The sequence below is a fragment of the Ruegeria sp. CDSB022 genome, assembly GCF_059611145.1.
Map to the genome: position 1 here is coordinate 1 of NZ_JBXWOZ010000029.1, position 11467 is coordinate 11467.

General features: G+C 52.8%; 12 protein-coding genes. 4 read left to right on the top strand and 8 right to left on the bottom strand.

Going from position 1 to position 11467, the window contains the following annotated elements:
* Window positions 1-160: 160 nt before the first annotated feature.
* On the bottom strand, window positions 161-460 hold the full coding sequence (locus AC2FIZ_RS20390) for a hypothetical protein (protein WP_281996073.1): 300 nt from the start codon (window positions 458-460) through the stop codon (window positions 161-163).
* A gap of 568 nt (window positions 461-1028) precedes the next feature.
* On the opposite strand from AC2FIZ_RS20390, the gene AC2FIZ_RS20395 reads away from it, so the two are divergent.
* From AC2FIZ_RS20395 to AC2FIZ_RS20405, 3 genes are all read left to right on the top strand, one after another.
* Window positions 1029-1544, top strand: a complete 516-nt coding sequence (locus tag AC2FIZ_RS20395) for a DUF805 domain-containing protein (protein WP_496791588.1) — start codon at window positions 1029-1031, stop codon at window positions 1542-1544.
* Between the two features lie 73 nt (window positions 1545-1617).
* Window positions 1618-2388: a hypothetical protein gene (locus tag AC2FIZ_RS20400; RefSeq protein ID WP_281996074.1), complete on the top strand. Its 771-nt coding sequence runs from the start codon at window positions 1618-1620 to the stop codon at window positions 2386-2388.
* A gap of 107 nt (window positions 2389-2495) precedes the next feature.
* The gene (locus tag AC2FIZ_RS20405) at window positions 2496-2687 is read left to right on the top strand and encodes a DUF1194 domain-containing protein (protein ID WP_425595613.1); all 192 of its coding nucleotides are present in this window, start codon (window positions 2496-2498) and stop codon (window positions 2685-2687) included.
* A 698-nt stretch (window positions 2688-3385) separates the two neighbouring features.
* Here AC2FIZ_RS20405 and AC2FIZ_RS20410 read toward each other — a convergent pair.
* From AC2FIZ_RS20410 to AC2FIZ_RS20440, 7 genes are all read right to left on the bottom strand, one after another.
* Window positions 3386-4318 (bottom strand): DMT family transporter, encoded by a 933-nt coding sequence (locus tag AC2FIZ_RS20410; protein ID WP_282022543.1) that lies wholly within the window; start codon window positions 4316-4318, stop codon window positions 3386-3388.
* A 131-nt stretch (window positions 4319-4449) separates the two neighbouring features.
* Entirely contained in the window at window positions 4450-5208 is a 759-nt protein-coding gene (locus AC2FIZ_RS20415) for an alpha/beta fold hydrolase (protein WP_281996076.1), read from the bottom strand.
* A 278-nt stretch (window positions 5209-5486) separates the two neighbouring features.
* Complete coding sequence (locus AC2FIZ_RS20420; RefSeq protein ID WP_142638985.1) at window positions 5487-6245, bottom strand: SDR family NAD(P)-dependent oxidoreductase; 759 nt, start codon at window positions 6243-6245, stop codon at window positions 5487-5489.
* A gap of 18 nt (window positions 6246-6263) precedes the next feature.
* Complete coding sequence (locus AC2FIZ_RS20425; RefSeq protein WP_142638984.1) at window positions 6264-7085, bottom strand: ABC transporter permease; 822 nt, start codon at window positions 7083-7085, stop codon at window positions 6264-6266.
* A 7-nt stretch (window positions 7086-7092) separates the two neighbouring features.
* Window positions 7093-7944, bottom strand: coding sequence for an ABC transporter permease (locus AC2FIZ_RS20430; RefSeq protein WP_142638982.1), 852 nt, complete (start codon window positions 7942-7944; stop codon window positions 7093-7095).
* Window positions 7945-7982: 38 nt separating this feature from the next.
* A complete protein-coding gene (locus tag AC2FIZ_RS20435; protein ID WP_281973626.1) occupies window positions 7983-9146 on the bottom strand; it encodes an ABC transporter substrate-binding protein in 1164 nt (387 codons plus the stop codon).
* Between the two features lie 34 nt (window positions 9147-9180).
* On the bottom strand, window positions 9181-10293 hold the full coding sequence (locus AC2FIZ_RS20440) for an ABC transporter ATP-binding protein (protein ID WP_142638978.1): 1113 nt from the start codon (window positions 10291-10293) through the stop codon (window positions 9181-9183).
* A gap of 153 nt (window positions 10294-10446) precedes the next feature.
* Between AC2FIZ_RS20440 and AC2FIZ_RS20445 the strand changes: the two genes are divergently transcribed.
* A complete protein-coding gene (locus AC2FIZ_RS20445) occupies window positions 10447-11202 on the top strand; it encodes a helix-turn-helix transcriptional regulator (protein WP_281973628.1) in 756 nt (251 codons plus the stop codon).
* The last annotated feature ends 265 nt before the right edge of the window (window positions 11203-11467 follow it).

The following is an 11467-nucleotide window of genomic DNA, read 5'->3' on the forward strand; positions in this document are numbered from 1 at the left end:
AATGATCGCAATTACAACCGAATTGGATACGGGCATTATCGATAACCTTAAGGTGACTGAGCATGTTAAAACCCAATCCTATTACGAGGCTTGAATGTCTAAGCTTGCCGTTATTCAAATTTGATCACGACTGGTGCTTTCGAGATACACAGCGAACAGACTACAATGCGCCTTCGTCGCCAAGGAACTCGATACCAGCTGTCGCGCCATCACTGTAGGCAATGCAATTCCACGGAGCGCGATCCTCACCAACGCCTACAGTGACTTGTGTTCCCGCCTCGCTAAACGCGGATGAGAGCACCACGACTTGCGAATTGTTTGTCGTGTTGGCTACATCCCGTAAACATGCCTGCTGAGCGGGCGTGAGGTCGGCGGACGCGCTGGACGTACTCGTGTCGTCGCAGGCTGCAAGCAATGCGAAACATGTCGCGCCTGCGATCATCACCTTCTTGTTAGTCATTTTCTTCTCCCTCTGGTTCCTTTGAAATTTGTGAAATTGGATGCGCATGTTTGAAGCTTTTGCGTCTGTGCAGCCAACAGAACACACCTCGATCCTTTGACTACCTTTCCCAAAAACTTGCCGCGGGGGGCTTGTGGGGCAGAACGACATTGCGTTGACTACCGAGACCGCCAACAACGCGTGATGGCCGAATGACGTCACTGGCAAAAGCTAGAGCGAACTTGGGAGAGAGGACGAGTACGTTAAGTCCGAGCATCGTGTTCTCCCAAGCCAGATTATTGTGAAGTGCCTTCCGACCGCCGGCACTCACTCCAGCAGTCGGAAGGGCCCAGTAGATCGGGCGACAGCGACAACAACGGAGGTAAAAAAAGTTGTGTCGAATTCGTATGTTCGAATATATTTTTTCATAAATCAACATTTTTTCCGCGCGTAAAACTCTTTACGCTCTCGTACGATAGGCTTCTGCTTTCAAACAAAAAGGTAAGTGGGAGTACCCAGAGGGGAGAGTGTGTTCTCCTGAGCGGCGAAATGTTTTGAGACCGCACAGAAACTGAGAAAGGAATGAAAGATGGGATTCGGTGAAGCAGTTAAAACGTGTTTCTCGAAATACTTCCAGTTCTCCGGGCGGGCTATACGCTCAGAATACTGGTGGTTCTTCTTGTTTGTGGTTCTCGTAAGTGCCGTTTTTGCCGGGTTGGATTCGATCCTGTTCGGGACAAACCCCGAAACAGGCCAAGGATCTCGGGTTCTGTCCTCTGTTTTTCAACTGGCCGTTCTCATTCCAATGCTAGCCGCCGGTTGGCGGAGGCTGCATGATACAGGACGACCTGGTTGGTACTTGCTGCTGCCGATGGCGCTCAGCATTACAACGCTTTTTGTTATGCTGGGTGGGGTGGCGTTCTTTTCGGTATTGGAGCAAGGGACCGAAAACCCCGATGCATTGCGAGGACCCGCGGCAGTCCTGGGCTTGACCGGTATTGTCGTTGTCTCAATTCTGCAATTCGTTCTGTCCATTCTGATGATCTGGTGGCTGACACGACCTTCCCAAGAAGGCGAAAACGAATACGGCGCACCTGCTTCCTGACCTCGCTGTGGGGGCAACAGGTCGGAATCTCTGCTGAATGAAAGTGCAAACCGCAACACCATGGAGAGAGAAAATGAGTTTCAGACCGATTTCCATTGGAACGCTAATGATGGCAATGGCGACCACAGCATCGGCGGAGTGGTCGTTCAGTTCCGGGCCTAATCCCAATGCATTTATTCAGACCGGAAACATGACGCTGGAGCTTCAGTGTAACCGTATTCGCTTTGCTCCAGCTGGATATGAGGACAGCAAGGACATTGCGGAGAAGCAAGGGCTTTCCATTCGTTTTTTGAAGAACGGCACCACCGAGGTTGGGGCATTTCAGGTTGGCGCTGAAAACGCTGTGTTGCAGATCGTTGACAATTATCCCGTCGAGATCAGTTTCAATAGTCAGCAGGACTATGGTTTTGTATTGGACCAGCTTGCGGCCAATGCTTCAGTTAATCTGTCGATGATTGATCAAGATGTCAGCTATGGAATCTTCGACTTAAAAGGTTCCAGCGCGGCAATTCGGTCCCTTCGTTCTGAATGTGCTTCGGATGCCAGCCAGGGAGCCTCCTACGAAGCACCCGAAGGCATCGTCTATTGTGGAGGCGGAGCGATAGAACGCGTGATCGAACCCATGATTTTGGAAAACCCGGAGGGGGAGTGGGACGCACGAGTAACGGTCAACGGCGAGTTAATCAGAGCCATGACGGCCTACAGTTACTTCGGAAACTCCGAGCCACCGGCCGGATTTGTCGTCGCCCTGCTTGGGGAAGACAGGTCCGAATTTCTGATTTTTAGCGAAGGCTCGGCAAACTGGCTGGAGTACGGGGACTACAGGTATGATCAGTGCAATTGATGCCACCCTCCAACCAGCTTCCCAAATAGTGCGCCAGTCGAAAGGTTTGGTTTCCGCGATTGTACTTGCTTCGGGCCTTGTTTGGACCTCACCAGCTGTCGCGGCTGATGTTTCGCAACTTCCGCCCGGTTTTGCGGGCCCGTGAGGCAGTATTGTCGAAGTCGATTATTATAAATGGGTTACCGCTGATGACCCAAGAAGGTATGGGGAGTCAGTGGCACTTCGACGATCTTGACGTCTACTACCAGAACTGTGTGACAGGCGGACCTGGTTTATTCGTAGTCCCGGTGCTTGACTAGCAGGGCTTTGCGGAGGCCGTACGACGAAAATTGGTACTGGAAATTGGGTCAGCGCCTGCAACAGGAGAGGTTATGAAGGCGCAATATACCTCACCCTCAGACTATGACTGCCTGATTGGCGAGAAGATCTGGGAACGGAACCAACAAATCTGGAGCGAACCCTAGAAGCGGCCTTTGCATCAACCACCCGAGGCTCGATACAAAAAGCCAGCAGCAATTATCTGAGGAAAACTAGTGTTCTGCGCTTTCAATAGAAATGCACAGATGGTGGTAGCATCTTCGATGCAGTGTGAGTAGACAAACTTATTTACATCGATTTGCACGAACCGAGTGAAATTTGCACGCTTATGGTTAATTCGCAATCATAGAACGACAACAGGCTCTTGGGGCTAAACCCTCCGAGAAACTGGGGCGGTTTCGGGGGCATTTTGCGAAGCGCGGAACGAGGACAAAGGACGAGTGAGCACGGGGCATTTCTGACCGCTAGAGAGGCCGCTGCGAGACCACTAGAGACCCGCCCACTGGTGCTGAGACGACCGCTGGCGAGTCTCGTTCCGGGGGCTGACGGGGGTCGCTGGTGCTGGCGGGTTGGGGGTGTCCGCTACTCAAAAATAGACCCGACGCTTGGCCGGGTCAGTTGGTGACGGCGAGGATCGTCACTCCGTAATGTGGTGGTCAATAGTATTCTAGAAAGCGCCTCATTCTGCTTGTTGGGGCTTGCGCCTGACAAAGCGGGAGAAAAGCCGGCCGTCGGTTACAGCAAAGCCAATGGCAATGATGGCGAACCCTACCCAAGCCTCTGGCTCCATCTTTTCACCCAGGAATGAAACGCCAAGGCCGATAGCGAACGGTGGAATCAGTAAGGTTACCAAAAGAAGGTTGGCAGCACCTGCGCGCGCAAGGATTGCGAAATAGAGAACATAGGCCAGTGCTGTTGATAGTGCGGCCATCCCAAGAAGCGCAGCCCATACGCCAGAAGACAGAGCCAAGTTTGGGGGGCCATCCATCACGAGAACAATCGGGATCATAAGCACTGTGCTGCCGATCAGCATACCAAGCGCATTCACCAGCGGTGGTTGGCCCGAAAGAGCAGTCCTGCCCCATACACCGGCAAATGCATAAGAGAGCGTCGCCCCAAGAATAGCCAGCTGTGCCAGATTGCTCGGATTGAACTCGGTCAATGCGCTTGGCCCCATAATGAAGGCCACCCCCAAAATACCCAGTGCAGCACCAGCTATCTTCTTCGGAGTCAAGGGCTCGTCCTTAAGAAGCAAACCCGCCACGACCGCTGCAAACATTGCTGTCGTTGCATTTAGGATTGAAGCCAGCCCGCTGTCGATTTGCGTTTGCCCCCAGAAGATCAGCGAGAACGGAATGGCATTATTGAGCGCCCCCATTACGAGGTAAGCGCCCCATGCCCGAGGGGTGCGTGGAACACTCAGTCCTTTGAAAATGACGATTAGCGCAAGAATAGGAACCGCCCAAAAAACCCTGTGCAATGTAATTGTAAGTGGTGGCACCTCTGACAGGGCGACCTCACCAAAAAAGAACGACCCGCCCCAAACCGCAGCGAGCAAAAGCAGCATGACGCTGGCTGTAAAATCCATTGCTGGCATGGGTTGGTTTGTCATGTCTTCTGCTTCCGTCACTAACTATTACCTAACGGATTAGCTTACGTGACCGCGACACCGCGACCCGTTTCTTGCGGAAATCCAATACAAAGCCAACTTTCATCTATCCAATTGTGAACGGCTGCGTTCACCTATCGGTGGAGTGCCTCAGCAATCATTTCTGCAAGCCTTTTGGGCTGATCTACGCTCGCCCAGTGAGTGGCGTTTTCGAGAATAATCCGATCCATCTTGTTTTCTTCCAGCCACCGGACGGTGCTGTCCGGACAGTTGTCAGGATTGTAGAGATAAATCACATTTGCCGCGCTTTGCAAAAGCTCGCCGGGCACGCAGCCTGCTGAAAAATGCCGTGCGTCGGTGCCGAGTTGCCACAGCGCCAGAGTATCGGCCTTCGATACTTCATTACGATACCGTCGGATGATTGGTGCCGTTTTCGCCATTTCATCAAGCCGCTCAAGAAAAGCTGCACGAAACGCAACCGGATCACTGTAGTCCGCGGCAGTTCCAGAAAAATAGGCATCCTCGGCGGTGATATTACCCTCTAGAGAAATAATGGTTGTCAAAGGACAGTCGGCCCTTTTGGCGGCCAGGGAGGCTATGATTGAAGCAACCGAATGAGCGACAATGATCTCAGCTCCGTGCTTGATCGCTTTGTCGGCGACGGTTTGTGCAAGTGCTTCAAGAGTTGTTGCCTTTGCCAGAGGCTGAGCGCCAAATCCCGGAAGATTGATGGGTAGCAAACGATAGCTGTTGGCGAGGTGGGTGTCAGCCAAACCTTCAAACATGCTCGCATTGTCACCAAAGCCTGCAACACAGAGAATGGCGGGTCTTTCATCGTTCACTTGACTGGGGTGTTTGGTCATTTTGGCTTCCAGAGCATCGTTTGCAGACATTAACACGGCTCCGCAGTATTCGACAATTTGGGCTCACTCCCTGGTTTCGCCGCCTGAAGCGCGAACTATGGCTCCTGATTTCCCAACGTCCGTGCATTGAACGACATGACACAAGATCAAAGACTTGACCCGATCCTCCTATGGCCGGTCTCGATCAGCCGATCACAACGGTATTGCCGCGCGAGCATCGGGCCGAGCTGAGCCCAAAGCGGGCTGAAATGTGCTCGCAAAAAATGAAGTGCGGCGATAGACATTCTCTTGAGTGGTCCAACCCATCACTAAATGCATTCACCGCCATCGATAACCAAGGCTTGCCCAGTCATAAAAGCGGATTCATCTGAAGCTAGATAGACGATCCCATGGCCAATCTCTTCAACTGTCGCCCACCGGCTCATAGGGATCGCCTGCTCGATGTAGCTTTCCAGTTTGGCACGGCCACCCATCTGCTTCTCGAAGCCTGCATTGAAGGGGGTGTCCACAAATCCTGGACAAAGGGCATTGAAACGGATTGCATGGACAGCGTAATCGGCTGCCATCTGCCGGACCATCGCAACAGCTGCGTGCTTTGTGGTCGCATAGGCGATCATACCCCGGTCGTATTGAACGCCAGAATTGGAAGCAGTGACGATCACGCTGCCTCCACCTTGTGATTTCATATGGGGGACGGCTGCACGCGCGGCAATGAAGTGGGCGCGGACGTTCAATGCCCAAGAAGCATCCATTCCAACCGGTTCCACTTCTTCCAGCGTTCCTTCGATCTGTAACCCAGCATGAGAGTGCAACACGTCAAGCCGACCGAAGTTTTTAACTGCTTCGTCTATGGTTTTGGTAAGGGCATCGTCATCGGTTACATCAAGCTGTAAGGCAGATGCTTGATTTCCCTGTGCAATGATCTCGGCCACAGTGGCGTCAGCAAGTGTTGCATCGCGATCCGTTACCATGACATGCGCACCCTCTTGCGCCATTGCCATTGAACCCGCCCGACCAATTCCTGATCCCGCGCCCGTCACGAGCGCGACTTTACCTGCAAGCCGCATGTCACTTGGCTCCTTTATTTAACTATTCGATTTTGAGGCGCCTCGGCGCAAAAGAAGTTGCGCAGTAACGAGAAGCAAGAGCGACGCGCCCATAACCATAGTGCCTATGGCATTGATCTCGGGCGTTACGCCGCGCCGGATGGATGAGAATATGTAGATTGGCAGGGTTGTTTCTGAGCCAGCTACGAAGAACGCGATGATGAAATCATCAAATGAGAAAGTGAAGCTGAGCAGGAAGCCCGCCAAAATTGCCGGGGCTATCAACGGCAGTGTCACCTGCCGAAAGGTGCCCCAGGGCGTCGCAAAGAGGTCCGCCGAAGCTTCCATGAGCGCGCGGTCCATACCCGATAGCCTTGCACGTACGATGATTATGACCAGCGCCATTGTGAACATGGTGTGCGCAGCGACAAGCGTGGGCATCCCCATGGAAAGTTGCGGGGGATTTGCTCCATCGGGCCATAGGCTGGCAAGAACTGGGTTAAGCCAGCCGAATACGGTAACCAAGGCAATGAGCGTCGCGATACCGATGACGATACCGGGTATCATTATCGCAACATAAATCATCGCGTCGAACAAAGTTCGGAGCCATCCCTTAACCCCTTGTAAAGCGATGGCAGCCATAGTTCCGAGAGTGGATGCGAGGCAAGCAGTTATGAATGCTGCAAGCAGACTGGTCTCGAGCGCGTCCATAACAAATGGGTTGTTGAGCGCTTTGCCATACCATTGGGTCGAGAAACCCATGAACTGGCTTGCGTGTCGTCCGGCATTGAAGCTGAAAAGCGCGATGATGCCGATGGGAATATAGAGAAAAAGGTAGACGCAAATCGCGTATAAGCGCATCGGATCCTCACATCAGCGAGACATCTTCGCGCTGGCCACCCAGACGCGAGATGAATTTCATGTAAATTGAGACAGTGACAAGCATTACGACAACCAGAGTCATTGCGACCGCCGATCCGTACGCCCAGTTTCGAGACTGCAGGAACAGGTCCACCAGCGCATTTCCGACGAAAAAGACCTTTCCGCCACCTAAGATCGCTGGGATCAGAAACTCGCCCATCAGCAAGATGAAGACCAGCATGCAGCCAGTTGCGATACCAGGTACCGACAAAGGAAGTGTCACCTGACGGAACGTACGCCATGGGGTAGAGCCGAGATCAGCCGAGGCTTCCAGAAGGCGTTTATCCAGTTTGTCCAAGCTTACAAAAATTGGGAAAACCATCAAAGGTAGATACCCATAGACAATCCCAACAAGCACGGCGAACGGCGTATTTATCAGGCGGACATCATCGATGCCGATCGACTCCAGTAAAGCGGGCAAGCCACGCCCCCCAAGGATGAAAATCCATGCGTATGACCGGATCAGGATCGATGTCCAGAACGGCACGATCACCAGGATCAACAGCGAAGTTCTCCACTTTGGTGAACAACGCACCGCAAGAAAGTAGGCGAGCGGGTAGGCAATTACCAACGCAGCGATAGTCCCCAGAGGTGCAAGGATCAAAGTGTTCTTAAACGCCGTCCATCGCGCAGGAAGGTTGGCATATTGTTCCAACGTGAACGCTGGAACATAGCCTCCGGCGGCACCCCGTTCGCCAAAGGAAAAGACGAAGACGACCAGCAGAGGAAGGGCAAGCATTACCAAAAGCCATATTCCTGCCGGTGCCAGCAACAGTGCTTTTCTGCCTCGTTCGGTCATATTGTCCTCGTCTTTTCCGATATTGGCGGCCTTGCCGCTTAGGCCGACTTGAAGCGGGCGAGCAACTCGGCACGGTTTGGATCGGTTAGCGTAGCCGCCGCGCCGAACTCGAGCGCACTCAGAAGGTCAGCTGCCGGATAAAGGATCGGATCTTCCAGCAATTCCTTCGGCAGCAACGCATTGGTGCGAGCATCAGCCGATGGATAGCCATGAGCGAGGACTTCTTTCGCATTAACTTCCGGGTTCAGCAGGAAGTCGATCAAGGCATAAGCGGCATCCATATGGGGTGCGCCCTTAGGAATAGCGTAGTAGTCGGACCAGAGTTCACCGCCCTCAGCTCCCAGAACGTAGGCGATTTCAGGCATGTCGACATTCATCTGCTTGCCGTCACCTGTCCAGCACATCGTCATCCAGGCGTCACCGTTACGCATCGGTGGCTGATAGTCCGACGAGATTGCAAACAGATGCGGTTTAGCATCCAGCAACAATTTCTCGGCATCGGCCAGTTCCTTCTCATCGACCGAGTTGAAGGAGTAGCCGAAGTATTTCAGGGCATTACCGATGGTGGTGAGTTGGTAATCATGCACCATTGTCCGACCTGAGTAACCTTCCATAGTAAGGTCCCAGAACTCTTTCCATGTGGTTGGAGTCGGAGCGCCGTCAAGCTTGCTAGTATTCACTGCAAAGCCGGTCGTGCCCCAGTTTTTCGGCACCGCGTAAAGTTGGCCATCGACAGAGCCGGCATCCGAAAAGCGTTGTTCGAATGAACCTGCGTCGTAGTTTGGCAGTTTGGACGTATCGAGCGGGATGATCAGATCTTCGCCCACATACGTAGTGATCGTGTAGTTCGTCGGTACGAAAACGTCCCAACCAGACCCACCTGCCTGCAGTTTTGCCAACATCTCTTCGTTCGAGCCAAAAACATTGACCTGAACATGAGCGCCAGTGGCTTCCGTGAAGGCTTCGAAGTTCATCTCGTCATGGTAGTTCGGCCACGTGGCGAGGATCACTCGGTCGCCAATGTCTCCGGCAGCAAATGCCGGGCGTGGACGCAACCCAGGCATAGCCGTGCCCAGAACGGCCGTTGCCATCCCAAGACCTGTCACGCCCAAAAAATGTCGCCGTGTGACCGAACCCTTTTGGTACCGGCGAAGCTCTTCCATGAACTTATGCTTGGAAATAGTCCCATTATCCTTGGTCATTGTGAACCTCTCTGTTGTTGGATTGCGGGATTTGTTAATTTTCCAGGATCAGCAGTGCGCCTTCGCCCCATGAAACAAAGGCCTGCTCTCCCGCATTGAACGTCCCCTCGTTCAATTCCGCTTGCCTTGGCACAAGTACGTGGAAATCACCCAGTGCTTCGTTGCGCGCAAGGTATTCTGTGTGCTCCCCAAGGAAGATCCGATTTTGAATGGTAACTGGCAGAGCGATTTCAGCTGCGGGTAGCGCGCGGGTCAGCGTGATCTGTTCAGGGCGGATACTGACGCACACTACCTGCCCTACATCGATTGGGATCTCCGGAGTTCCGTGCACCTTTTGGCCACTCGCTAAACGCACAGTGATTTGCTCGGCTGCTGCGTCAGTTACGGTTGCATCAAAGAAATTCGAGGTGCCTACAAATCCTGCCACATAGCGGCTGCGGGGCATGTCATAGAGTTCACGTGGGCTGCCTACCTGCACAATACTGCCGCCTTCCATCACACAAATTCGGTCGGACATTGAAAGCGCTTCTTCTTGGTCGTGCGTGACGAGGACAAAAGTTATTCCTAGTTGTCGTTGCAGGTTCTGCAGTTCAAACTGCATTTCTTTTCGAAGCTTTCGATCCAGAGCAGCCATTGGTTCATCGAGCAGCAAAAGCTTGGGCTCGTTTACGATCGCACGCGCCAAAGCGACGCGTTGCTGCTGACCACCAGACATCTCCCAGATGCGACGTGGGCCAAATCCACCAAGACGGACAGTTTCCAGCGCTTGCTCAACCTTTGTCGCGATTGTTTGTTTGTCTACGCGTGGTCGTTGTTGGCGCAGGCCGTACGCGATGTTGTCGAACACACTCAGGTGAGGAAAAAGAGCGTAGTGCTGAAACACCATGTTGACTGGGCGATGGTGCGCATCCAAGTCGTTGACGACTTCTCCATCGAGCAACACCTGACCTTCGGTTGGCTTCTCGAAACCTGCCAGCATTCTAAGTGCAGTGGTTTTGCCGCAACCAGATGGGCCTAAGAATGACAGGAACTCTCCTTTCCCAATGGAAAGATTCAGGTCTTTGGCAGCGACCACATTCCCGAAGGTCTTGGTCACTCCTCGGAGTTCCGCAATCGTCTGCATGGTGACGCTCATGTCAAAGCTCATATACTGCCGTTTTCCTTTTGCTTGATTTTTTGGCATTTACTGGCATACCACTCAAACAAGAAAAAAGTAACAATAACTCGGAATAACTGTATATACCACAATTGGGGTATAGGGGTGCTTTTCGAAAATCTGGAGCTGCGTGTGTACGATTGGATGGAGGAGGCCGGCAGGGTCGTGGAGAAGATCGGAACCCCAGAGTTTCCCTGTGTTTTAGCAGATGGCTTACGGCAGGTCGCGCCATTCGATTTTACTGTAGTGTTTGGCCATGTCGGAACCGAAGCACCAATAGACCTTCACGACGATTTCCCCAAAAGCAAACGGCGTATTTTTGTTGAGGACTACCAAGCCGGGCCCTACGTACTTGATCCATTTTTTTTGGCCGCGACAAAACCGATAACACCGGGTCTGTACCGCATGCGCGATATCGCACCGGACAGGTTCTATCAGGGCGAATACTATCGCAGCTATTACAAAAGGACTGGGTTAGCAGAGGAGATTGGCTACTTTATCGATATCCCAAGCGCTGGGATGGTTGTGGTCTCGCTCATGCGAGCAGAGAAGCCTTTTTCCGCCAAGGAAATTCGCCATTTGCACGCTCTATGGCCGCTCGTTCGGGCAGCCTGTTGCAAACATTGGAGTGACTTTCCATCGATGGCCCGCGGCGCCGCAGCGAATGGCGTTAGTCGTCGTGTCGATCTAGCATTCCAGGCATTTGGCGATGGCGTTCTGACACCACGAGAACGAGAAGTTGTTGAGTTCACATTGAAGGGCCATTCGGCAGAAGCTGTCGGCACAATTCTCGGCATCTCTCCAGGCACAGTCCGCATCCACAGACGCAACATTTACGCGAAACTTAGGATCAATTCGCAGGGTGAGCTTTTTTCAAAGTTCATTGAAAAGGCACTTTAAAAGGTTCCTTGAACACCCACTTTGTCCGTATTGTCGACCTTGCTACCGTGTGATCCGGAACGCCCCAACTCTACCTGAGGCGGCAACTGATATCGAAAAGGACGTGGCATTACTTGCTCGGCAGATCAGCAAGTGGGTTGTCCGCTATAAAAATCAGTTCTATCTACCTGAACGTCCCTCACATCCTCTGTCGCAGGCGGAGGCCAAACGTATCTGCTTGGGTAGGATGCGGAGCAACTACCCCACGATGGAGTTTACTCCAGGC